The sequence below is a fragment of the Catellatospora chokoriensis genome (assembly GCF_011297315.1).
Taxonomy (GTDB): domain Bacteria; phylum Actinomycetota; class Actinomycetes; order Mycobacteriales; family Micromonosporaceae; genus Catellatospora; species Catellatospora citrea.
Window position 1 is genome coordinate 69464 of record NZ_JAAOTI010000025.1, and the last position, 22625, is coordinate 92088.

The 22625-nt window shown below is 69.6% G+C and carries 20 protein-coding genes; 11 read left to right on the forward strand and 9 right to left on the reverse strand.

All coding sequences use genetic code 11. The features are described 5' to 3' along the window. Positions 1-45 precede the first annotated feature (45 nt). From HAV39_RS30985 to HAV39_RS30995, 3 genes are all read right to left on the reverse strand, one after another. Positions 46-834: an HPF/RaiA family ribosome-associated protein gene (locus tag HAV39_RS30985; RefSeq protein WP_191842715.1), complete on the reverse strand. Its 789-nt coding sequence runs from the start codon at positions 832-834 to the stop codon at positions 46-48. An 84-nt stretch (positions 835-918) separates the two neighbouring features. Further along, the gene (locus HAV39_RS30990; RefSeq protein WP_191842716.1) at positions 919-1125 is read right to left on the reverse strand and encodes a DUF2795 domain-containing protein; all 207 of its coding nucleotides are present in this window, start codon (positions 1123-1125) and stop codon (positions 919-921) included. A gap of 94 nt (positions 1126-1219) precedes the next feature. After that, positions 1220-3046, reverse strand: a complete 1827-nt coding sequence (locus HAV39_RS30995) for a phosphoenolpyruvate carboxykinase (GTP) (protein WP_191842717.1) — start codon at positions 3044-3046, stop codon at positions 1220-1222. A gap of 197 nt (positions 3047-3243) precedes the next feature. Here HAV39_RS30995 and HAV39_RS31000 point away from each other — a divergent pair, with 197 nt between their 5' ends. From HAV39_RS31000 to HAV39_RS31030, 7 genes are all read left to right on the forward strand, one after another. Beyond that, positions 3244-3585, forward strand: a complete 342-nt coding sequence (locus HAV39_RS31000) for an ArsR/SmtB family transcription factor (protein ID WP_191842718.1) — start codon at positions 3244-3246, stop codon at positions 3583-3585. A gap of 136 nt (positions 3586-3721) precedes the next feature. Next, positions 3722-4198: an NADH-quinone oxidoreductase subunit B family protein gene (locus HAV39_RS31005; RefSeq protein ID WP_191842719.1), complete on the forward strand. Its 477-nt coding sequence runs from the start codon at positions 3722-3724 to the stop codon at positions 4196-4198. Beyond that, complete coding sequence (locus HAV39_RS31010) at positions 4195-6210, forward strand: proton-conducting transporter transmembrane domain-containing protein (protein ID WP_191842720.1); 2016 nt, start codon at positions 4195-4197, stop codon at positions 6208-6210. Before HAV39_RS31005 ends, HAV39_RS31010 begins: the two co-directional genes overlap by 4 nt. 2 nt (positions 6211-6212) lie before the next feature. Beyond that, entirely contained in the window at positions 6213-7145 is a 933-nt protein-coding gene (locus tag HAV39_RS31015; RefSeq protein WP_191842790.1) for a respiratory chain complex I subunit 1 family protein, read from the forward strand. Between the two features lie 11 nt (positions 7146-7156). Next, on the forward strand, positions 7157-7816 hold the full coding sequence (locus tag HAV39_RS31020) for a hypothetical protein (RefSeq protein WP_191842721.1): 660 nt from the start codon (positions 7157-7159) through the stop codon (positions 7814-7816). Beyond that, positions 7816-9285, forward strand: a complete 1470-nt coding sequence (locus HAV39_RS31025; RefSeq protein WP_191842722.1) for a proton-conducting transporter transmembrane domain-containing protein — start codon at positions 7816-7818, stop codon at positions 9283-9285. The genes HAV39_RS31020 and HAV39_RS31025 overlap by 1 nt, the downstream gene beginning before the upstream one ends. Before the next feature lies 1 nt (position 9286). Further along, positions 9287-10792, forward strand: a complete 1506-nt coding sequence (locus HAV39_RS31030) for a hydrogenase large subunit (protein ID WP_191842723.1) — start codon at positions 9287-9289, stop codon at positions 10790-10792. 695 nt (positions 10793-11487) lie between these two features. Here HAV39_RS31030 and HAV39_RS31035 read toward each other — a convergent pair. From HAV39_RS31035 to HAV39_RS31050, 4 genes are all read right to left on the reverse strand, one after another. Then, positions 11488-12165 (reverse strand): ABC transporter ATP-binding protein, encoded by a 678-nt coding sequence (locus tag HAV39_RS31035; protein ID WP_191842724.1) that lies wholly within the window; start codon positions 12163-12165, stop codon positions 11488-11490. A gap of 17 nt (positions 12166-12182) precedes the next feature. Then, entirely contained in the window at positions 12183-13469 is a 1287-nt protein-coding gene (locus HAV39_RS31040) for an ArsB/NhaD family transporter (RefSeq protein WP_191842725.1), read from the reverse strand. Beyond that, positions 13466-13906, reverse strand: a complete 441-nt coding sequence (locus tag HAV39_RS31045) for a CBS domain-containing protein (RefSeq protein WP_191842726.1) — start codon at positions 13904-13906, stop codon at positions 13466-13468. Before HAV39_RS31045 ends, HAV39_RS31040 begins: the two co-directional genes overlap by 4 nt. 220 nt (positions 13907-14126) lie before the next feature. After that, positions 14127-14888, reverse strand: coding sequence for an alpha/beta fold hydrolase (locus HAV39_RS31050; protein ID WP_191842727.1), 762 nt, complete (start codon positions 14886-14888; stop codon positions 14127-14129). 505 nt (positions 14889-15393) lie between these two features. Here HAV39_RS31050 and HAV39_RS31055 point away from each other — a divergent pair. Together HAV39_RS31055 and HAV39_RS31060 are read left to right on the forward strand one after the other, a co-directional pair. Then, positions 15394-16143, forward strand: a complete 750-nt coding sequence (locus tag HAV39_RS31055; protein WP_191842728.1) for a VOC family protein — start codon at positions 15394-15396, stop codon at positions 16141-16143. 217 nt (positions 16144-16360) lie between these two features. Beyond that, positions 16361-16570, forward strand: coding sequence for a hypothetical protein (locus tag HAV39_RS31060; protein ID WP_191842729.1), 210 nt, complete (start codon positions 16361-16363; stop codon positions 16568-16570). A 367-nt stretch (positions 16571-16937) separates the two neighbouring features. Here HAV39_RS31060 and HAV39_RS31065 read toward each other — a convergent pair whose 3' ends face one another. Next, positions 16938-17891, reverse strand: coding sequence for a sigma-70 family RNA polymerase sigma factor (locus HAV39_RS31065; protein ID WP_191842730.1), 954 nt, complete (start codon positions 17889-17891; stop codon positions 16938-16940). Between the two features lie 10 nt (positions 17892-17901). Next, positions 17902-19107 carry an NAD(P)/FAD-dependent oxidoreductase gene (locus HAV39_RS31070; protein ID WP_191842731.1) on the reverse strand — a complete coding sequence of 402 codons (1206 nt, stop codon included), beginning with the start codon at positions 19105-19107 and terminating at the stop codon, positions 17902-17904. A gap of 266 nt (positions 19108-19373) precedes the next feature. On the opposite strand from HAV39_RS31070, the gene HAV39_RS43695 reads away from it, so the two are divergent. Both HAV39_RS43695 and HAV39_RS31080 read left to right on the forward strand, forming a co-directional pair. Beyond that, on the forward strand, positions 19374-19496 hold the full coding sequence (locus tag HAV39_RS43695; RefSeq protein WP_425321553.1) for a helix-turn-helix domain-containing protein: 123 nt from the start codon (positions 19374-19376) through the stop codon (positions 19494-19496). Between the two features lie 1555 nt (positions 19497-21051). Further along, complete coding sequence (locus HAV39_RS31080) at positions 21052-22344, forward strand: tyrosine-type recombinase/integrase (RefSeq protein ID WP_239121049.1); 1293 nt, start codon at positions 21052-21054, stop codon at positions 22342-22344. Positions 22345-22625 lie beyond the last annotated feature (281 nt).

Sequence of the window (22625 nt, forward strand, 5' to 3'; positions counted from 1 at the left end):
TAGATGGTGGTGCCGTGGACCTGCAGTGTCGCCCGGACTGTCGGGCTACTGTTTGGGGTTCGGCGGGTCCTGGGGGTTGGGAAGCAGTGGGCTGATCAGGCCGAGGTTGCTGTCGTAGCGGCGGTAGAGCAGGTTGCCGCGGCCGGTGTCGCGGTCGGTGTAGAAGATGAACGGCAGCCACGCGTCGGCGAGCCGATGGGCTGCGTCGGTCGTGTTAAGCGTCGGAGTCTGCCGCGAGTTGACCGTCAGGGGATGCGTGATGGGTGTCGACGGCGGGCGCTTGCTGTGCTGGCGGGCCAGGCGCAGCCCGGCGGGTCCGGCGCGGTAGACGACGGCGTCCTCGTCGGTGTCGGTGTCGGTGAACAGGTGCGCCTCGTAGTCCATGGCGGTGAGGTGCGCGGCGGCGTGGGCGGGGGTGGTGGCGTGGAGCCGGACGGTTTTCAGGCGGGCGATGGGGGCGTGACCGGGTATGTCGAGCAGTCTGCGGACCGGGTCGGGCGCTGCTGTCAGGTCCATGCCCAGGTTGAGGCGGCGGATCTGGTGTTCGAGGCGGTCGGCGGCTGCGTCGATGGCAGCTTGGGGGATGGGTCCGGTGATCTGTATACGGGCGGGTTCGTCGCGCACGCGCAGGTTGACCTGTACCAGTGTGGTCCCTCCCGCGACGTGGCCGCCGGAGATCCGCAGCCGAACCGGTCCGGTGGCCTCGTGGTGGGCGGTGACGACGGCGGTGATCGCGTGACGGGCTTGCTCGGCGTGCGCGGGTTCGACCACACCATGGGTACGCAGGTCGAAGCGTAGGCCCTGGTGGGCGGACGGTGGCGGTGTCGCTGCCAAGATCCCTCCTTGCCATGTTGCCGTTCTGCAGTCGTGGGCGGACCGAGTCCGGCCGGGTGCCCGAGCCGGTCCAGCTGCGGCTGGTCAGTCTCCGACCGGGAGGTGCCCCAGTTCATGCCACAGGTCGCGCACGGTCGGGTAGACGCCTTCGGGCAGGGTCTTGAGGACCTCGATGACCTCGGGCCGCGCGTGGCTGCCGGCCGCGTACGCCAGGAGGCGGTCGCGGGTGGCGGGGCCGGCGGCGAAGGCGGCCTCGATGTGGTTGGCCAGCTCGGTGCGGGTGACGGTCACTGGTGCTCCTGGACGCGGCTGTGGTGGTGGGGTGGCGTGGCCCGCCGCTCGAGGGAAGGCGAGTACGGCGGGCCACGCCGGCCCAGGGGTGCTGCTATGCGGCGTGGAGCCGGGTCTGCAGCGTGTCCAGTTCGGTGCGCAGCTGCGCGGGCAGCTTGTCGCCGAATTTCGTGAACCATTCGTCGATCTGCGGGATCTCCGCTGCCCACTCGGCCGGGTCGACGTGCAATGCCGCGGTCAGGTCGCCGTCGGTGACGTCCAGGCCGTCGGTGTCGATCGCGGCCGGGTACGGGACGAGGCCGACAGGGGTGTCGACGGCGTCGGCGGTGCCTTCGAGGCGCTCGACGACCCACTTGAGGACGCGGGAGTTCTCGCCGTATCCGGGCCACAGGAACCGGCCGTCGTCGCCACGGCGGAACCAGTTCACCTGGAAGATCTTCGGCAGCTTGTCCGCGTCGGTGGCGTTCTTGCCGATGTTGGTCCAGTGGTTGAGGTAGTCGCCGGCGTGGTAGCCGATGAACGGCAGCATCGCCATCGGGTCGCGGCGCACGACGCCGACCTGGCCGACCGCGGCGGCGGTGGTCTCCGAGGACAGGGTCGCGCCCATGAACACGCCGTGGTTCCAGTCGCGGGACTGCGCGACCAGGGGGATGGTGGTCTTGCGGCGGCCGCCGAACAGGATCGCCGAGATCGGCACGCCACGCGGGTCGTCATATTCCGGTGCCAGGATCGGGCACTGGCTGATCGGGGTGCAGAACCGCGAGTTCGGGTGGCTGGAGGGCTTGTCCGAGTCGGGGGTCCAGTCGTTGCCGTGCCAGTCGGTCAGATGCTGCGGCGGGGTGCCCATGCCTTCCCACCACACGTCGCCGTTGTCGGTCAGCGCGACGTTGGTGAACAGCGAGTTGCCCCGGGCCAGGGTCCGCATGGCGTTGGGGTTGGTGGTGTAGTCGGTGCCCGGCGCGACACCGAAGAACCCGTACTCCGGGTTGACCGCGTACAGCCGCCCGTCTTCACCGAAACGCATCCAGGCGATGTCGTCGCCGAGGGTCTCGACCTTCCAACCCGGGATCGTCGGCTCCAGCATGGCCAGGTTCGTCTTGCCGCACGCCGACGGGAACGCCGCCGCGACGTAGTGCACCTTCTGCTGCGGCGAGGTCAGCTTCAGGATGAGCATGTGCTCGGCCAGCCAGCCCTCATCGCGTGCCATCACCGAGGCGATGCGCAGGCTGTAACACTTCTTGCCCAGCAGCGAGTTGCCGCCGTAACCGGAGCCGTACGACCAGATCTCACGGGTGTCGGGGAAGTGTGCGATGTACTTGGTGTCGTTACACGGCCACATCACATCGGCCTGGCCCGCGGCGAGGGGGGCGCCGACCGAATGCAGCGCGGGCACGAAGTCGGCGTCCTCGCCCATGACGTCCAGCACGGGGGTGCCCATTCGGGTCATGATCTTCATGCTCGCGGCGACATACGCCGAGTCGGTGATCTCCACACCGAACTTCGGGTCCTCGGAGTCCAGGGGTCCCATGCAGAACGGGATGACGTACATGGCGCGCCCGGCCATGCAGCCGCGGTACAGGCCGCTCAGGAGCTGCCTCATCTCGGCCGGGGCCATCCAGTTGTTGGTCGGGCCGGCGTCGTCGGGGTCGACCGAGCAGATGAAGGTCCGCTCCTCGACCCGGGCCACGTCTGAGGGATCGGTGCGGGCCCAGAACGAGTTCGGCTTCTTGTCCTCGTTGAGCCGTACCAGGGTGCCGGCGTCGACGAGCTGGCCGGTCAGGCGCTGCCATTCCTCGTCGGAGCCGTCGCACCACACCACCTGCGCCGGGGTAGTCAGCGCGGCCACCTCGGCCACCCACGCCAGTAGCCGCCGATGGGTCGTCGGGGCGGGGGACAGGCCGGGCGTCGTTGCCACAGTCATCGATCACGTGCCTTTCTGCGCGAGGGTCGTGTGTCTCTTCCGCCGACCCTCAACCGTTTGCTAACTTTAGCAACTTGTGAGGTCATGTACAGTTGGCAGGTGGTGCGACAACATCACAGTGCGCGCTGTCCACGCGGCCCGAAAGCGGATCATGGAGGGCGCCGGGTACGGTTTCGAGCAACCAAGGGGGTGGACCGGTGAGCAAGCCGCTGTATCAGGCCAAGGCGGAATTCTTCAAAGCCCTGGCGCACCCCGCCCGTATCCGGGTCCTGGAACTGCTGTCCGAGCGGGAGCACTCGGTCGGGGAGATGCTGCCCGAGGTCGGACTGGAAGCGGCGCACCTGTCGCAGCAGCTGGCGGTACTGCGCAAGATGAACCTGGTCGTGACCCGCAAGGAGGGCTCGACGGTCTATTACTCACTGGTCAGCCCGCATGTGGCCGAGCTGCTCACCGTCGCCCGCAAGATCCTTACCGAGGTTCTGGCCAGCCAGGTCGAGCTGCTCGACGATCTGCGCGCCACTCAGCCCGCACGGCGCTAGCCGCCGCAGCGCATCAGCCGCCGCGCGCCCAAGTCGGGGCGGGGTTGCCTGCCGGGCTTCCTATCTCTCGTGCCCGGCCGGCACGCCCCGCCCTTATCCAAACGGTTCATACCGGCTGCGATCCGAGGTGGCGGTAGTGGGTCTGTCGAGGAAGATCCTCAAGACCGGTCGGGTGGCTGAGCCCGCTGTCGCGGCCGACGAGCAGTTGCCGGCCGCGGCTGGTCTGGGCGGGTCGGTGCAGGTGCGGCATGTCGACGCCGGGTCGTGCAATGGCTGTGAGATCGAGATCGGGCAGGCCTTCTCGCCGGTGTACGACGCTGAACGGCACGGGGCACGCCTGGTCGCCTCTCCCCGCCACGCCGATGTGCTGACGGTGACCGGGCCGGTGACGGTCAACATGGCGGGGCCGCTGCGCAAGACATACGAGGCGATGCCCGAACCGCGGCTGGTCGTCGCGGTCGGGGACTGCGCCCGCGACTGCGGCATGTTCGCCGGCGGGCACGGCGTGGCCGGGCCGGTCGCCGATGTCGTGCCGGTCGACGTGCACGTGCCGGGCTGCCCACCGGAACCGGCCGCGATCGTGGCGGCGCTACGCGGGTTGACCGGCCGGTGAACCCCGTCGGCGCTGCGCTCGGGATCGCGTTGGCCGCGGGCAGTTGTGCGGCGACCGCCGGACTGCTCACGCCGGCACGATGGCGGGCGCGGATCGTCGGAACGCTGCTGTCGATCGGCGGAGCTGCTGGTGCGGTGGCGGGCGTCGCCGCCGCCTGCGGCACCGCCTGGCGCCTTGACCTGCCGTGGCTGCTGCCTCTGGCCGGGGTCCGCCTGGACGCGGATGCGCTGTCAGGCTGGTTCATGCTCCTCGTCGGTGGGGTGAGCGCGGCTGTCGGGGTGTACACCATCGGCTACGCCGGATCGGGCGGGCACGGGCCGAGCTCGCGGGGCGCGATGTTCGTCCTGCCGCTGTTCACGGCCGCGATGCTGCTGGTGCCGGTCGCGGCGAGCGTGTCGACGTTCCTGCTGGTGTGGGAGCTGATGGCGGTCACGTCGCTGATCCTGGTGATGAGCGAGCACCGCCAACACGCTGCGGTACGCGCCGCGAGTGTCTGGTACGCGGCGATGACCCAGGCCGGGTTTGTGAGCATCCTGATCGGCCTGCTGTGGCTGGCCGGGGTATCCGGTCAGGACTTCGCGACGATCCGGCAGCTGGCACCCTCACTGCCGGGCACGGTGCAGGCCGGTGTGTTCCTGTTGTGCCTGGCGGGGTTCGCGTCGAAGGCGGGTGCGGTGCCGCTGCATCCGTGGCTGCCCCGCGCGCACGCCGAGGCGCCCAGCCACGTGTCGGCGCTGATGAGCGCCGCCATGGTCAAACTCGGCGTGTACGGGCTGCTGCGGGTCGGGTTCGACCTGCTGGGCGGGGGAGAGCGCTGGTGGTGGCTGATCGTCGCCGCGCTCGGCGCGGTGTCGGCGCTGTACGGCATCATGCAGGCCGTCGTCGCCAGCGACCTCAAACGCCTGCTGGCGTTCTCCACGAGCGAGAACATCGGCCTGATCCTGCTCGGCACCGGGCTGGCCGGCACCCTGGCCGCCTCCGGCCAGCCCGCGGTCGCCGCGCTAGCGCTGGCCGCCGCGCTGCTGCACACCCTCAACCATGCCGGGTTCAAGACGCTGCTGTTCCTGGGCGCCGGCTCGGTCGTCAAGGCGACCGGCACCCGTGATCTGGACTCTCTCGGGGGCCTGTCGCGACCGATGCCCGCCACGACCGCGCTGGTCGCGGCCGGGGCGCTGGCCGCGACGGCGTTGCCGCCCGGCAACGGGTTCGTGTCCGAGTGGCTGTTGCTGCAGGCTCTGCTGCACCAGAGCCCGACCTCGGGGACCGAGCTGGCCGTCGCCGCACCGGTCGGCGTCGCCGTGGTCGCGCTGACCGCCGGCGTTGGCGTAGCCGCCTACGTCAAGGCCGTCGGGACCGGGTTGCTGGCCCGGCCGCGCAGCGCCGGCGCCGCCGATGCGAAAGAATCCCCGCCGAGCATGATCATCGCGATGGGCCTGGCCGCCGCCGTCTGCTTCCTGCTCGCCGTCGTGCCGGCAATGACGATCCCGGCGATGTCGCGGGTCGCCGCGAACCTGGGACTGCAGGCGCCACCGGTCGCCGCTGACCTTGTGGCGCTGCGGCTGTCGGACACTTCCGCCGTGCTGTGGCCGCTGTCGCTGGCTGTTGGCGTCGTCGTGGTGAGCGCGGCGGTCGCGCTGCTGTCGCGGCGGTTCGGGCGGCCCCGCCGGCGGGCGATCGCGTGGGACTGCGGCGATGGGCCGCTGACCGCCCGCATGGAGTACACCGCCACGTCATTCGCCGAGCCGCTACAGCGGGTCTTCGACGACACCCTCGCCCCCGAACGCGATGTCGACGTCACGCATCACGAGGAGTCGGCCTACCACGTCGAGGCGATCCGCTACCGCCAGCGCATCCCCGACCGGATCGAAAACCGCCTCTACCGTCCCGTCATCCACGCGCTCGACCGGCTCGGGCTGGCGGCACGCCGCCTCGCTCCCGGGGTGATGCACCGCTACCTGGCCTACATGCTCACCGCCCTGGTCGTGGTCCTGATCGCGGGGGTGCTGCCGTGAGCATGTGGCTCGTCGCCGCCGGGCAGGCTGCACTGCTGGCGTGGCTGGCCCCTCTTGTTGTCGGGACGACACGCGCGGTACGCGCCCGCCTGGAGGGCCGCTCCGGCGGTCGAGCCGCCCAGCCCTGGCGGGACCTGCGCAAGCTGCTGCGCAAACCACCGACCAGCCCGACGGACGCGGGAATGTTCTTCATCGCGGCGCCGGTCGTGCTGATGTCGACCAGCCTGCTGATCGCCGCCACCGCGCCGTTCGTCACCACCGTCGGCGTCGCGGCCGGAGCCGACGTGATCGTCGTCGTCGGGCTCCTGCTACTCGGCACCGCTGCCCTGGCCCTGGCCGGCCTCGACACCGGCACCGCGTTCGGCGGCATGGGCGCCAGCCGCGAGATGACCATCGCCGCACTCGTCGAACCGACCCTGCTGCTGGCCGTGTTCGCCCTGTCCACCCGGGTCGGGTCCACCAACCTCGGTGCCATCGTCGCCGCCGGAGCGAGCGACCCGGCCCGGGTTTTCACCCCCGCCAGCCTGCTCGCCGCCGCAGCCCTGGCAATCGCCACGCTCGCCGAGACCGCCCGGATCCCGGTCGACAACCCAGCCACCCACCTCGAACTGACCATGGTCCACGAGGCCATGACCCTCGAATACTCCGGCCGTGACCTGGCCCTGGTCGAATGGGCCTCGGCCATGCGGCTGACCATCCTGCTCGGGCTACTGGCCAACCTGTTCGCGCCCTGGGGCGTGGCCACCAGCCCGCAATGGGTCTGGCTCGCCGTCAGCGCCGCAATCTTCATGGCCAAGGTGCTCGCCCTGGCAGCGCTGCTCGCCGCTGGTGAGGTGTACGCCGCGAAACTGCGCCTGTTCCGTGTACCCGAACTGCTCGCCGGGTCGTTCGCCCTGGCCCTGCTGGCCGTACTCGCCTCCTACGTACTGGCCTGAGGAGGATGACGATGCCCGCCGACCTGTCCAGCCAGCTGCTCAACCTGGCCTGCGGCCTGTTCCTGCTCACGGCCGTGGGCGTGCTGTGGCTGCGCCAGGTGTCCGCGCTGATCACGCTGCTGGCCGTGCAGGGTCTGGCGCTGACCGCCATCGCGGTCCTGCTCGCGGCGCAGCACCGCAGCCCTGAGACTATCGCTGTTGCGGTCGGCGTCGGGGTGCTCAAAGCCGGGATCATCCCGTGGATGCTGCGCCGGGTATTGGCCCGGGTACCAGACGCCCGCGAAACCCGGCCACTGGTCAACGTGTCCGCGTCGCTGCTGGCCGCCGCCGGCCTCACCCTGCTCGCCTACGCCGCCGCCCGACCCCTGGTCGCCCTGGCGCCGTCCGCGTCAGCCGGGGCGACGCCGGTCGGGTTCGCGGTCGTGCTGATCGGGTTCTTACTCGCCGCCACCCGCCAGCGCGCCATCTCCCAGATCATCGGTTTGCTGCTGGTCGACAACGGCATCGCCGCGGTCGCGTTCCTGGCCACCGGCGGCGTCCCGCTGGTCGTCGAACTCGGCGTGTCCGCCGACCTCGCGCTGGCCGTACTGGTGCTGCAGATCCTCACCAACCGGCTGCACGACACCTTCGGACCCACCGACCTGGACGAACTACGAGAGCTGCACGACTGATGAGCCCCGACCTCGCCCTGCACCTGCCAGCAGCCGTACCCCTCCTCGCAGGCCTGCTCGCTCTGATCCTGCCCTGGCGCGTCGCTGCCTGGGCCGGTGTTGCTGCGGCTGCCGCTATCCTGGCCAGCGGCATCACCCTCGCCGCCCACACCACCGCCACCGGCCACGCCTTCGGCCTGATGCGCGCCGACGCGCTGACCGCGTGGATGCTCATCGTCATCGGGTCCGTCGCCGTCATCGCCTGCTGGGCCACCGTGGCCTACCTCGACCACCAGAACACCGCCGGCTCCGACGGTGCCGCCCCGACACGCCGATACCTGGTGCTCACCCAGCTGTTCCTGTCCTGCATGAGCCTGGCCGTGCTGGCCGACAACCTCGGCCTGCTGTGGGTCGCCGTCGAAGCCACCACCATCGTCACCGCGTTCCTCGTCGGACACCGCCGCACCCGAGCCTCCGTGGAAGCAGCCTGGAAATACGTCGTGCTGTGCTCGGTCGGCATCGCGATCGCGTTCCTGGGCACCGTCTGCGTCTACGCCGCGTCCGTCACCGCCGGAGCCCACGGCACCACCGCCCTGAACTGGACCCACCTGAACACCCACACCGCCGGACTCAACCCCGACCTGATCCGCCTGGCCGCCGGCCTGATCCTGCTCGGCTTCGGCACCAAAGCCGGACTCGCACCAATGCACTCGTGGCTGCCCGACGCCCACAGCCAAGCCCCCGCACCGGTGTCCGCACTCATGTCAGGGGTACTGCTGTCGGCGGCGTTCTACGCGATCCTGCGCTACCGCACCATCACCGACGCCGTACTCGGCCCCGCCTACACCCGCACCCTGCTACTCATCGCCGCACTGGCCTCACTCGCCGTCGCCGCGACACTGCTCATCGCCCAACGCGACTACAAACGCCTGCTCGCCTACTCCTCCATCGAACACATGGGCCTGATCGCCCTGGCCGCCGCGTTCGGCGCGAAACTCGCCATGGCCGCAGCGCTGCTGCACATCCTCGGCCACGGCCTGGCCAAAGCCGTCGCGTTCTGCACCGCCGGGCACATCATGCACCTGTCCGCGAGCTCCGACATCGACGCGGTTCGCGGACTTGCCGCCCGGCACCCCGCCACGGCCACCACATTCGGGATCAGCCTGATCGCGCTGCTGGGCCTGCCACCGTTCAGCCTGTTCGCCTCCGAGATCGCCATCGCCCGCGCCGGGTTCACCACCGGCCACGGCTGGGCGGTGGCGGCCGCGTTCACCCTCGTCCTGATCGCCTTCGCCGCTATCGCCCGCCACAGCACCGCGATGCTGCTCGGCAGCCCTCCACCGCCCTCCCCGCGACCCGCCGTGGCGGGCAGGTGGCGCGAACTGGCACCCCTCGCCCTGGGGCTGGCCGCGGCCACACTGCTCGGACTGACCCTCGGCCCGCTACAGCCGCTGCTGGACACCGCCGCCACCATCGCCGGAGGCCGTTGACATGCACGAACGCACCACGACGATCGAGGTCAACGGCGCGTCCGACCTCGCGGCCCACACCACCCACCTGCTCGCCGGCGACTACCGCCTCGCGCTGATTGCCGCACACCACGACACCGCCACCCACCCCGGCGGTCATGCGATCCGCGTCGTCTACCTGTTCACCGCCGGACCACCCGACCGGCGCGTCGAACTGCACCTGCGGACCGATCTCACCGAGCCGCACATCCCCAGCCTCGCCGCGCTGTCGTTTCCCGCCAGCCGGTTCGAACGCGAGATGCGCGACCTGTTCGGGATCGAACCCGACAACCACCCCATGCCCCGGCCCCTGATCCACCACCCGCACTGGCCCGCCGGCTGGCACCCGATGCGCCACGACGCCCCCACCCGGCCACCACTCACGGGCGCCGAGCCGTTCCCGTTCCTCACCGTCGAGGGCGACGGTGTCTACGAGATCCCCGTCGGGCCCGTCCACGCCGGCCTCATCGAACCAGGACACTTCCGGTTCTCCGTCGTCGGCGAAACCATCCTCAAGATGAAAGCCCGCCTCTGGTACGTCCACAAAGGCATCGAAAAGCTGTTCGAAGGCCGCCCGGTCGAAGGCGGCGTCGGCCTGGCCGAACGTGTCAGCGGCGACACCGCGGTCGGACACGCGCTGGCCTACAGCCTGGCCGTGGAGGACGCCTTGCGGCTGCGCGTACCCACATCGGCGCAGCGGGTGCGCGCCGTGCTCCTCGAACTGGAGCGCCTGCACAACCACATCGCCGACATCGGCGCCCTATGCAACGACGTCGCCTACGGCATCGCACACGCCCACACCCAGCGCATCCGCGAATGCCTGCTACGCCTCAACGCCCACACCACCGGCCACCGGCTGCTCCGCGGCGGCGTCTACCCCGGCGGGGCACGACTGCAGTCGGTGCCCGACCCAGCGCACATCAAAGCCATCGCCGCCGACGTCGCCGAGATCATCGACATCGCGCTCGGCCACGCCGTGGTCCGCGAACGCTTCACCGGCACCGCCGTACTCACCCGCCAGCAAGCCACCGACATCGGCACCCTCGGCTACGTCGCCCGCGCCAGCGGCCTCACCCTCGACGCCCGCACCGCCCACCCGTTCTGCGACCTCGGCACCGCCCTCACCGTACCGGTCCAGTACGGCGGCGACGTACTGGCCCGGTTCCGGCAACGCGCCCAAGAGATCGAGATCAGTACTGCGATCCTGACCGACCTGCTGCCCAGCATGAGCCCCGGCACCTACTCGGTCCCGATCACCCCTGGGCCCGGCGGTCACCGATCCGGCACCGGAATCGTGGAAGGTTGGCGCGGCGCGATCACCCATCGCGTCGAGACCGGCCCCAACGGCCGCATCACCCGGGCCAAGATCGTCGACCCGTCGTTCTTCAACTGGCCCGCCCTGCCCGTCGCGCTCGCCGACACGATCGTCCCCGACTTCCCCCTGACCAACAAGAGCTTCAACCTCTCCTGCGCCGGCAACGACCTATGAAAGGAGCCCACAAAGGGTCCTCACCGGTGAGGTTCGGACCGGCAACACACTCGGCCTCGCCCACAGCCGGCCACAGCTCATGCATGTGGCGGCTAGAAGATGACGGTGCCTCGGGCACCTGAGACTGGCTGACAGCGCGGCGGGTGATCCGAGCGCCGAGCCCGGTGCCGACCACCCGAGTGGCAGGCCGAGACCGGGGACGAGCCCGATGCACTGCCACAGGGCGTCGCTGAGGTTGACGCCCACGGTGGCGCCACTGCCGTCGAGGAGCAGCCGGCCGCCGCTCGCGTGCCTGTGTAGCGCCGCAGGCAAACATGCGGCGTAGGTCAGCAGCACGACGACGACAGCGGTCCAACGACGGCCTGTGCTCCCGAACGAAACGACCTACCGACCGCGCCTGCCACGAGGCCGGGGAGGAAGAACAGCCATTCCGGCGCGAGCACGATCCGTGAGAACGGGTCACTGCAGCCCTCGATGCCCGGCCAGGAACACGGGCAGCGCCGACGTGTACCGCGACGCGGCCAGCGGCCAGGCCCCGCGGCGCTGTCACGGCGATCCGCAGGCAGCCGGCCAGCGTCGCGGCGAGGAGCACCGCCCCGACGGAGCAGGAAGTGCGCGGTGACGGTGCCACAGCGAGCGTCACCACGTCGGTCGGGACTGGCCCGGGCATCCGTACGTTGCGAAAGCGAGGACCGTCATCGCTCCGACCAGCCCGACGAATGTCGCAGCGAAGACTCCCGGCCGTGGCACTGCAGCGCCGACTGCGGGATCCGGTCGGCGAGCCGGGAGACCTCGGCCAGCAGGTGGCTGGACAGCACGATCGTCGTACCGGTGGCGGCGAGTTCGCGCAGCAGGCCGCGGATCTCGACGACCCCGGCGGGGTCGAGGCCGTTGGCGGGTTCGTCGAGGATCAGCAGCCGAGGCCGGTGCAGCAGCGCCTTGGCCAGGCCGAGGCGTTGGGCGTTGCCCAGCGACAGCTTGCCCGCCCGCCGGTCGGCGTACGGGGCCAGGCCGAGGCGGTCGATGACGTCGTCGACCGGGCCGGTTGCGGGTAGTCGCCGGAGCCGGGCGACCAGTCGCAGGTTGTCGCGGACGGTGAGGTCGGGGTACGCCGACGGGGTTTCGACCAGGTGGCCGACCTCGGCCCACAGGTCGTGGCCGGTCGTGGCCACTGGACGGCCGAGCACGGTGACGGCACCGGCGGTGGGTTTGACCATGCCCAGCAGCATCCGGATGGTCGTGGTCTTGCCCGCGCCGTTGAGGCCGAGCAGGGCGTAGATCTCCCCGGGCCGTACCCGCAGTGCCAGGTCGTCGACGGCGACGACCTGGCCGTAGCGTTTGGTCAGCCCGGTGGTGGTGACGGCGCCGTCCATGGCGCCACCTCCTGAAGTCAGAAGAACCGCAGGTACAGGTACGGCACACAGATCGCGACCGTGATCACGGTGACGATCAGTCCGTACTTGGTGAACTCCCAGAACGAGATCTTCTTGCCGGCGCGTTCGGCGATGCCGAGCACGACGACGTTCGCGGACGCGCCGATGGCGGTGGCGTTGCCGCCCAGGTCCGCGCCCAGGGCCAGGGCCCACCACAGCACGTTGCCCTGCGGGGTGCCGTCGGCTTTGACCAGGTCGGCGACGATCGGGCTCATCGTGGCGACGTACGGGATGTTGTCGACGATCGCCGACAGGACCGCCGAGGCCCACAGCAGCAGCATGGTCGCGCCCCACAGCTTGCCCTCGACCGCCTCCGTGGCCGCCTGCGACAGCTGCGCGATCACGCCGGTGTTGACCAGCGCGCCAACCATGATGAACAGCCCGGCGAAGAAGATCAGGGTATGCCACTCGACGTCCCTGGCGATCTCGTCCGGGTCCAGCCGTGACGCGGCCAGCAGCATGAGCCCGCCGACGGTCGCGACCACGGACGGTTCCAGGTGCAGGACCGAGTGGAGCATGAACGCCGCCAGCACGACAGCCAGGAACGCGAGGCTGACCGCGAGCAGGCGCGGGTTGCGGATCGCCTCGCGTTCGCGCATCGCCATCACCGACGCGATTCGGGAGCCGTCGTAGCGGAACGCATACCGGAACAGCCACCGGCACAGCCCCAGGAACACCACGAGCAGCACGACCACGATCGGGGTCATGACGTTGAGGAAGTCGTTGAACGTCAGCCCGGACCGGCTCGCGATGATGATGTTCGGCGGGTCGCCGATCAGGGTCGCCGCGCCGCCGATGTTGGACGCCATCACTTCGGCGATCAGGAACGGCGCCGCGGGCAGCCCGAGCTTGTCGCACACGAACAGGGTCACCGGCGCGACCAGCAGGACCGTGGTGACGTTGTCCAGGCCCGCTGATGCGATACCCGTGATGAGCACGAGGATGACCATCACCGGGTACGGGCGGCCGCGGGCGCGTTTGACCGCCCAGATCGCCAGGTACTCGAACAGCCCGGTGCGCCGCAGCACCGCCACGATCAGCATCATGCCGATGAGCAGCATGATGACGTTCCAGTCGATGCCCGCCTGCTCGGAGAAGAACGCGTGCTCGGCGTCGGTCGCGCCGATCAGCAGCATCGCCACCGCACCGCCCAGCGCCGCGGCGACCCGGTGCACCCACTCGGTGGCGATGAACACGTACGCGATCGCGAACACGGCGACCGCGAGCCAGGCCTGCAGGCTCATGCCGCCAGCACCCGGTCGAGCAGTCCGTGCAGCGTCACGGCGCCCTGCAAGCCGCCGTCGACGACGGCGACCAGCGGGCTGCGGGTGCGGGCCATCAACGCGGCGATCTCCAGCGCGGTCGCCTGCGGCGACACCACCGGCAGCTCATGCGGCTGCGGGGGCAGCAGATCGCGTACCGTGCGGTCGCCGAGCTCGCGCACGAACACGTCGGCAGCGGCCTCGTCGACCATGTACGTCAGGGCCGGATCATCCTGGCAGTAGATCGGGACCGCCAGGCGCAGCACCTGCGTGCCCGGCAGCACCGCGAACGGCGCGCCCCGGTCGTCGACGACGATCAGGCCGGGTAAGTCGGCGTCGGCGAGGATCCGCGCCGCCTCGATCGCGGGGGTGGACAAAGTGACCGTCGGGTAGGGCACGAGAAGGTCCGCAGCGCGCATCGGTGGACATCCTGTTCTGGTCGTCGGTGAACACGATGCCGACCAGACTTCCCGGCGCGCCGGTACACACCCTAACCGACGATCAGGGTGGCGCCACCGGGGATCCGGCCACCTTTGAACAACCCATCCGGACAGCTAAGCGGCTCCCTTCATGCCCGGGATCGGCACCCGAAGAGCTGCCCAAACTCCTGATCAGCGGCCATTCGCCGTGCCAGACGCCTCAGCCGGCGAGCGGACCGGCGACTTCGGCCACCAGTGACACGACAACGTCGAGGTGGCCTGGGGTGGTCAGGTGGCCCATGCCGGACAAGACCCGAAGGTCGAGGTCCATGGTGCGACGCACCGCCGGAGCCAGTCGCTGCGGTGGCAGGAACCGGTCATGTTCGCCGACGCCGACCACGCAGGGCCGGTCGGCGCGGCGGGCCAGTAGTTCAGCGGGCAGGGGCGGCGGCGCCAAGGTGGTGCGGCAGCAGGAGGCCATGAGAGCCATCCATTCCACCTCGGTGGCGGGCGGTTCCTCACGGGGGGCGACGAACAACCGCAGCATGCGGCGAGTGCTGTCGCAGGTGGGACGCAGCAGCCACCCCGCCGAAGCCAGCGCCAGTGCCGGGTCCACCGTCAGACGGATGAAACCGGCAGGTGAGACCAGCGCCCGTGCCGCGATCCGGGGCGAACCGGCGGCCAGGGCCACCGCGGCGCCCAGCGAATTGCCCACCACTACCACGCCGTCCACCTCCATGGCCGCCAGGACCTCGTCCAGCACTCGGCCGCACCAGGCCAGCCTCGCCCGCCGGGGCCGGCGCGGGTCGCTGAGCCCGGGCTGACCGGGCAGATCCACCACGGTGGTCGCCCACCGAGCTGACAGCGCCTGCAGCCAGGGCAGGGCCATCGCGGCGTTGGAGCCGGTGCCGGGCACCATGACGACCCGTGGCGGACCGGTTCCGGCTGAGGTGAGGTGGACCGGGCCGGCACTCGTGTCCACGGTCGCGGTGGTGAGTGCGAAGTCCGCTCGTGCCAAGGCTTCCGAACACCACTGCCGCACCGCACGCTGACTACGAGGGTTCTTGTACGCGGTCGGCATCGCGCCAGTGTGCCCGGCGGCTGGTGGATTCGTCCATGCCTCGCAGGCCGAGGTGGTGCCGAGCTTGTCGGTGACCCATTGGGCGACGTCGGCGGGGTAGGGCGCCTCCAGTCCGAGGACGATGTGCTGGAAGCCGGCGCTGATCGCTGTGACGCAAGCGGCTGCCGTTTCGCAGATCCCCGGATGCGGCCCACGGCACCCCAGCCGCTATGCAGGCGATGCTGCGCCAGACCGGCAGTAGCCAGAGCAGTTGGTCATCGCGGGCCGTCACGTCGGAGACGGTCGGGCCGCCGTTACCAGACCGTCGCTGATGATCGCGTGCCTGAACCCGCCGCTTGTCGCCACAGCGCGGCCGGTCGCGCTGCGCTTGTCCGCTGATGGCGGCGCGGCGGGTCAGGATGGGCCTATGACTTTGGCACATGCGCCGGGCGCCCCGAGCTGGGTTGATCTCGGCACTACCGATCTCGCCGCGGCGACCGCGTTCTACAGTGCGCTGTTCGGGTGGGGCGTCGACGAGCTCGGTCCGCAGGCCGGCGGCTACGGCCTGTTGTTGAAGGATGGAAAGCAGGTCGCCGGGATCGGACCGGCCGACCCGGTCCGGGGCACCAGCTGGGCCGTCTACTTCGCCACACAGGACGCTGCGGGAACAGCCGCCGAGGTCGAGGCACGAGGCGGCAAGACTGTCATCGCCCCGATGCAGGTCATGGACCAGGGCATCATGGCCGTGTTCACCGACCCGGCCGGTGCGTTCTTCTCGGTCTGGCAGCCCGGCGCGCACACAGGAGCGGAGTTGATGCGGCAGCCCGGCAGCGTCAGCTGGGTGGAGCTGTACACCCCGGACGTGGCGGCCGCGAAGGAGTTCTACGGCGCGGTGTTCGGCCTGACCGCACAGGACAGCGACATGGGCGGCGGCGAGACCTATACGCTGCTGTCCATCGGCGGCAACCAGGTCGGCGGCATGTTCACCCCACCGGGCGCCGCCGACATGCCCTCGTACTGGATGCCGTACTTCGCCGTCGAGGACTGCGACGCCAGCGCCGCCAAGGCCGTCGAACTCGGCGCCACCGAACTGGTGCGCACCGACTACCCCGGCGGCCGCCTGGCGATCCTGACCGATCCCCAGGGCGCCACGTTCGGAGTCATCACAGGCAACTGACCCAGGGCAGGGGCGGCGGATCGCCGGCCACATGGCTAGCCGGAAACCGCGGACGAAGGGCGTGTAGCTGCGATAACTTGGCGTCGAGGGCACCGGGCTAGGCGGTTCCGGGGGGCGCTGGTCCGCCACATATCGAGGGGACGGCCCTGCCAGGGCCGTCCCCTCGGCGGACATGGTCTGGTAACGGCTGCCGGCCGCGGCCGGGGCCTTGGAACGCATGGACGGGGTCGACGAGATGGCCATGGGAAAGATGCTGCTGGTCGCGGGTGCCATCGGCGCCGCGACCGCGGGCGCGTACGCGGTTCGCAAGCGCCGCCGCAAATCGCCAAGGGTCCTGGAGACCACCCTCGATCCCGAGACGCGCGTCTTGTACGCCGACACGGCAGAGCACGCGACGCACGTCGAGCCGACAGCGAAGGCGCGCTGACCCGCCCCTGCTGACGGGACTACGCCGGCAGCCGGCTGTCGTTGCTCGGCAGGCCGGTCGGGTCAAGGTCGAGGACGCGGACACTGCGGGGTGGGCCATTCTCGGTCTTGACCAGCCAGTTCCCAGACCTCGCCGCGGCGTGTGGATGATGACCTCGTCCTGCGACGGCACATGGGCAGCTGCGGCGACCTGTTCATCGCCAGTGGATCTCCGGAAGCGGATGCCAGGTCGTCTTCGATCCGCGAGGTGAGTGTCTTGCGCTCGATGTCCGCAGCGACCGCGGGGTCTCAAAGCGGCTGGTGGCGTCCGAAGCCCGGGTGCGGTTCATCGCAGCGCGGACGCTGCGCCTGGCCGCGGTCGGCGTCGGTCACCACCGGGGGATGAGCGGCGTGTCCGGTTCGTGCTGCCGCCAGGCTTCGGTGAGGCGGGCGAGGCGGGTGGGGGCGGCGATACCGCGCACGGTTGCGATCTTGCCGTGCGTGATGTCGAACGCCACGGCGCCGACGACTCGGTCGCCGACCACGAAGAGGATGGCGGAGGCGCCGTTGACGAGCGCGTAGTGGACGGCGGGCGTGCCGCCGGCAAGTCGCCGTTTGGCGGGGGTGGGTTTGAAGCCGGCGCGCACGACGGCCGCGATGCGCTGCGCAGTGTTGTACTGCAGCAGCGTCTCGGTCAGGCCGGCGCCGTCGGAGATCGCGGTCGCGTCGTCGGTGAGCAGCGCCACCAGCCGTTCGGTGCGGCCCGAGGATGCAGCGGCGAGGAATTCCTCGACGATCCTGCGGGCCGATGCCGGGTCGACTTCGCCGCCGCGGCGGCGCGCGGTGGAGATGCGGTGCCGGGCGCGGTGAAGGTGCTGCTGGCTCGCGGACTCGGTGATGTCGAGGATCTCGGCGGTCTCGGTGTGGCTGTAGGAGAACGCTTCGCGCAGGAGGTAGACGGCCCGCTCGAGGGGTGACAGGCGCTCCATGAGGGTCAGCATGGCCAGGGAGACCGATTCGCGCTGTTCGAAAGTGTCGGCCGGGCCGAGCATCGGGTCGCCGTCGAGCAGCGGTTCGGGTAGCCAGGCGCCGACGGTGCGTTCGCGGCGGGTTTGTGCCGAGCGGAGGCGGTCCAGGCACAGGTTGGTGACGACTTTGGTCAGCCATGCTTCGGGCACCTTGATCTGCTGCCGGTCGGCGGCCTGCCAGTGCAGGAACGCATCCTGCACGGCGTCTTCTGCGTCGGCGGCGGAGCCCAGCAGCCGGTACGCCAGCGAGGCCAGCCGGTTCCGGCTGGCCTCGAACCGATTGGTGTCGAAACGATCAGTGGCGGTGCCGTCCACGCGAACCACCCTACGCGGCTACGCGACGGTCTCCGCCGAACGCATCCTGCCCAGCGGCCACGTGGCGATTGCGCTTGGGCAGGCCGAAGGTCGGATGCGAGGTGGTCCACAGCGACATATTGAGGATGCCCGCCTTGATCCGCGCGGCCTTGCGGCCGCCCACATACTTCGGCTTTGCCTGCCCTTCGTCGTCGACCAGCTGCAGGATCCCGTCGCGCCGCCCGAGGCTGATGTGGTTGCCCACGTAGTCCAACTTGATGTTCGCGATCTTGCGGCCGGTCAGGCGTCCCACGATCGCTTTCATGGCCTGCTGGCCGGTGTAGCCGGCCGAAGCGCAGGACATCGGCAGCGGCCGGCCGTTGTCGCCGACGGTGTAGACGCTGTCGCCGGCGGCGTAGACGTTCGGGTGCGAGACCGACCGCATGGTGCGGTCGACGAGGATCTGGCCGTTGTCGGTGACCTCCAGCCCGCTGGCGGCGGCGATGGGGTTGACCGCGAACCCGGCTGTCCACACGGTTGCGTCGGACGCCAGGACGGTGCCGTCGGCGCACAGCACCCGCGTCGCTTCGACGGATTCGACGCTGGCGTGCTCCAGGACGGTGATGCCCAGCCGGTCGCAGGCTTGGCGCAGGTGGCTGCGGGCTCCGGCGGAGAGCCGGGCGCCCAGCTCGCCGCGGGCGACCAGCGTCACCGACAGGCCCGGCCGGGATTCGGCGAACTCGGTGGCGGTCTCGATGCCGGTCAACCCGTCGCCGACGACCAGCACACTCCCGCCTTCGCCCCGCCTGCCCAGGCTGTCGAGGCGCTCCCGCAGGCGCAGCGCCGCCGGACGACTGGTGACGTGGAAGGCGTGCTCGGCGACGCCGGGAACGCCGTGGTCGGCGACGGCGCTGCCGAGCGTGTAGAGGAGGGTGTCGTAGCCGAGTTCGCCGCCGCCGTCGGCGTCGGCCATGGCGACGACCTGGCGCTCGGGGTCGACGGCGGTGACATGGGCCAGGCGCAGCCGTATCCCCGTGCCCGCGAAGACGTCGGCGAGCTTCGGAGCCTCGATGTCCTGGCCTGCCGCGAGCTGGTGCAGCCGCAGCCGCTGGACGAAGTCCGGCTCAGCGTTGACCACGGTGATCTCGGTGTCCGCCCCGGACAGCCGGCGGGCCAGGTTCCCGGCCACGTAGGCCCCGGCATAGCCGGCGCCGAGGACGACGATGCGGTGCTTCATGTCTTGCTCCTATCGGTTCGCTTGCTCCTCGTGGGTTGAGCGGGACAGCGCCCCGATTGCTGACAGGAACTGCATGTGCCATGGGTCACAGAGCGGCAGGAGCGCCGCCCAACGATGCTCGCGACGCCGAGGCGGCGCAGCTGCGGGCCGAGCTGAACGAGGCGATCTGATGCCGATCACCGTCGACTTCGACGTCCTGCTCGCCAAGCGGAACATGTCTGTGGAGAACCGCCGATCGCGTCGGCATCACACTCGCCAACCTGGCCGTGCTGAAGAACGGCCGCGCCAAGGCCGTCCGCTTCACCACCCTCGCCGCACTCTGCGAAGCCCTCGACTGCCAGCGCGGCGACCTGCTGCGCTGGGAGACCGCGGACTCCACGAGCGTGTGATGGCCACGGGCTACCGAGATCTGCGACGCGGCGACGGTTTCTCTGTATCCGCATCAGACCATTGCGAGGCTAGCTCGGGGTCGGGTGCCCGGTCGATGAAGCCCGGAAGCCCCTCATCGTGTCTGCGTGATCGGTCGGCGGCGCCAGCAGATGTGCGGGGGCGGGCACGGCGGCAACCGGTCCCAGGTCGCGCCGGGCGTCCATATCCAGGCGGAAGGTGCGCTACGGGTTGACGTTGGACCAGAACAGGGCGGTCAGGCCGCGCCGGTCCTCATCGGCCCGGCGCTTGGGTAGACCTCCGATGGCACCAAGAGTCAAGTAGCTTCCAGTTCCGGCGGCGTGCCGAGGAGGCTCCTGGAGCACAGTGATCGCCCGACAAACGCGGCGCAGCATTTGCGAACACAGACTGCTTGACTGGGACATCACCGTAGTGGGCTGCCGGGCCTGAACCTGGAGGAACGCGCGTTAGGACAGCGCTGCAGACTCGGGCAGCTGCGAAGTCGGGGACATAGGTGTCGGAGTATTGACGACTCGACAGTTAGTCAACCCACGTCGTTCTAATTGTCTATTTTGTCATGTACCAATTAGCTATGCTGAATACCTGAGGGCTCTGAGCTGGGTGAACGTGGTGCTGGAATGGTGCAATCACAGACCCCTTGACTGGGGTACTTTATACTTCTGGTGACCTCGGCAAACGTTGCCTAGTACACCGCTGACCCTATATATACCCTGGGGGTCAAGGGGTCGTCGGTTCGAATCCGGCCAGCCCGACGTCGCGTAATGCCTGGTAAAGCCCGTTTCCGGGGTTCCGGAGACGGGCTTTGATGTTCTTCGAGACACGGTTTTTTACACGTACGAGCGTACGGTTTTGACGAACCGCGCCCACGGAAATTGGTGCGTCTGAGCTGGCCGCGGCTACTTTGATCTTGGTTGTGGCGTGACGCATCTTGGGCGACACTCTCAGATGCCCTGGTGGGCATCGAGAGTGGCGACGGAAGTCTTCATGATCATGCCTGCGGGACGTGTCGTCGGCCCGGTCCGGCGGTGATCAGGATGTTGGTCGTTTGTAGACACTGGCGACACGCTCGGGACACATGCTCACGCCGTAACCGCAGGACTTCGGTGCCGCACAGGCTCGGAGGAGACGTGTCGCCGGCCTGGACCGAGGTTCCTAGGATGCGTAGGCGGTGTGGTCCGGGCCTCTGGTGAGACAGCTCGGTCTCCGTGGCAGTCACGCCTCGGGAACCCCTGCTGTGCGCAGGACCGCCGGCCGCGGTCGAGCACACCACTCATGGACAACTTGACCCATGGGCCCCAGGCCGGCGAAGACGCCGCGCACCACTCAGACGGCGGCATAGCCGACCGCGGTGACGATCTGCACGATCGGCCCGTAATGGTCTGGCCGGGGACCGCGCCAGGAACCGAAGGCCGGTTACCCAGCGGTAGTGGGTCACCGGCAGTGCGCATGAGGGGGGTGATGACAGCCGCGCCTCAGTAGGACAAGGCCAGCTTGAACGCGGTTCAGGCCAGTGCGCCAAGGACGTGGATGCGCGGGATGGCCAGATCACGCTGGAAGAGGGCGGACGCTACCGGCGGGCACGGCAGATCACTGCTCGGTGACCGACGCGTCATGGCCTGTGCTGTCCAGGGCTCTGGAACCGCCCTGGCCGAGCGCGAAAACAGCCGAGGTGCAGGTGTTCTGAGGGGCAACGAAGTTGACGCGATCGTGCGGGATCCGAAGACGGGAATGTTCGGCTTCCGGCTGGAGATGGGCCGTGGCCGGGACGGATCGCGGGTGCAGGCACGGCGGTCGGGGTTCGCGACCTTCCAGGCCGCGCTGGCCGAGTACCGGCGGCTGTGCGCCCAGCGCGACGCCAGCCAGCCGAAGACGCGCATGACCGGTACAGTTCGGGCGCTGTGCGACGCCTGGTTGCAGGCCCGGGAACAGGAACTGGAACCGAACACGCTTCACAACTACCGATGGCTGCTCGGGTTGATCTACCCGCACGTGGGCCGGTCGCGGGCATCGAGGCTGAGCGCGCGGGCAGTCGAACGGATGTATCGGACGCTGGAAGCCGAAGGCTACTCGCGCACGACCCTGCGCACCCTGGACCTGGTCTTGTCGAAGGCGTTCTACGAGGAGACCGGGCTCAGCTTGGGCACGCGCAAGCCGCGCCTATCCGACAAGCTGCGGCCGGTCTGGACCCTCGATGAGGCCCGGACGTTCCTGCGGCATGTCCAGTGTGACCGGCTCTACCCGCTGTGGCGTCTGCTGCTGGTGTCAGGGCTACGCCGCGGCGAGCTGTGCGGTCTGAAGTGGACTGACCTCAACACCGACCTGGCAACGTTGAAGGTGCGACGGCAGCGGGTGGTCGAAGGCCCAGGCAGTGTGGTGCGGGAGAAGCGTCCCAAAAACGACAACGGCATCCGCACCGTCATGCTGGACACCATCACACTCAAGACGCTGACCCACGCGCAGAACAGCGCCCGCAGCGCGTACATGTTCACCGGCCGCACCAACCGGCCGCTACGGCCCGACAACGTCACCGACCGGTTCAACAAGCTCGCCACGGCGGCGGGCGTCCGCGCGATCGGGCCGCACCAGGTCCGGCACATGCTCGCCTCGAGCTTGCTAGACTCCGGCTACGGGGTCCATGAAGTGGCCGAACGGCTCGGGCACGATGCGGCCACGCTGATGCGGTACTACACACGGGTCAATGCCGCACGCCGCGCGCAGGCCGCCGAGGACGCCGCCGTGCTGGTGACCGCAACTCCTTGGGAAAGCGACAGGCTGTGGTGGATCCCGCAGCAGGTCCGGCCGTCGAGCGTGCATTCCACGATGGTGTGATGATTTGGACAGCGGCCTGGTGGTGTGGCTCTCTTGAACGTAAAGTGATCGCCGCCCTCATTGCCGCGGGCCGTCAGCAAGCCTGCTCAGCAGGCAGGACACCTGGCATCCTGAGGTTCCCCCGATAACCCGGAGACTACGCAGGCTTCGGTCGGCGGTCAGGACCTGGGCCGCAAACAGCGCCTGGGCCGACGGAGCCTGCTTGCGAGTCGATAGTCGCTTCGGGCGTGCGCGAACGGGACCTTTCCCATCCCGAGCAGGACTTACGGCCCTGAGCACCG

Bases quoted from the DNA above. Each gene is read 5' to 3' on its own strand.
- HAV39_RS30995 (WP_191842717.1), bottom strand. From the start codon at position 3,046: ATGACTGTGGCAACGACGCCCGGCCTGTCCCCCGCCCCGACGACCCAT.
- HAV39_RS31015 (WP_191842790.1), top strand. From the start codon at position 6,213: ATGTGGCTCGTCGCCGCCGGGCAGGCTGCACTGCTGGCGTGGCTGGCC.
- HAV39_RS31020 (WP_191842721.1), top strand. From the start codon at position 7,157: ATGCCCGCCGACCTGTCCAGCCAGCTGCTCAACCTGGCCTGCGGCCTG.
- HAV39_RS31025 (WP_191842722.1), top strand. From the start codon at position 7,816: ATGAGCCCCGACCTCGCCCTGCACCTGCCAGCAGCCGTACCCCTCCTC.
- HAV39_RS31030 (WP_191842723.1), top strand. From the start codon at position 9,287: ATGCACGAACGCACCACGACGATCGAGGTCAACGGCGCGTCCGACCTC.
- HAV39_RS31035 (WP_191842724.1), bottom strand. From the start codon at position 12,165: ATGGACGGCGCCGTCACCACCACCGGGCTGACCAAACGCTACGGCCAG.
- HAV39_RS31040 (WP_191842725.1), bottom strand. From the start codon at position 13,469: ATGAGCCTGCAGGCCTGGCTCGCGGTCGCCGTGTTCGCGATCGCGTAC.
- HAV39_RS31045 (WP_191842726.1), bottom strand. From the start codon at position 13,906: ATGCGCGCTGCGGACCTTCTCGTGCCCTACCCGACGGTCACTTTGTCC.
- HAV39_RS31055 (WP_191842728.1), top strand. From the start codon at position 15,394: ATGACTTTGGCACATGCGCCGGGCGCCCCGAGCTGGGTTGATCTCGGC.
- HAV39_RS31060 (WP_191842729.1), top strand. From the start codon at position 16,361: ATGGACGGGGTCGACGAGATGGCCATGGGAAAGATGCTGCTGGTCGCG.
- HAV39_RS31070 (WP_191842731.1), bottom strand. From the start codon at position 19,107: ATGAAGCACCGCATCGTCGTCCTCGGCGCCGGCTATGCCGGGGCCTAC.
- HAV39_RS31080 (WP_239121049.1), top strand. From the start codon at position 21,052: ATGGCCAGATCACGCTGGAAGAGGGCGGACGCTACCGGCGGGCACGGC.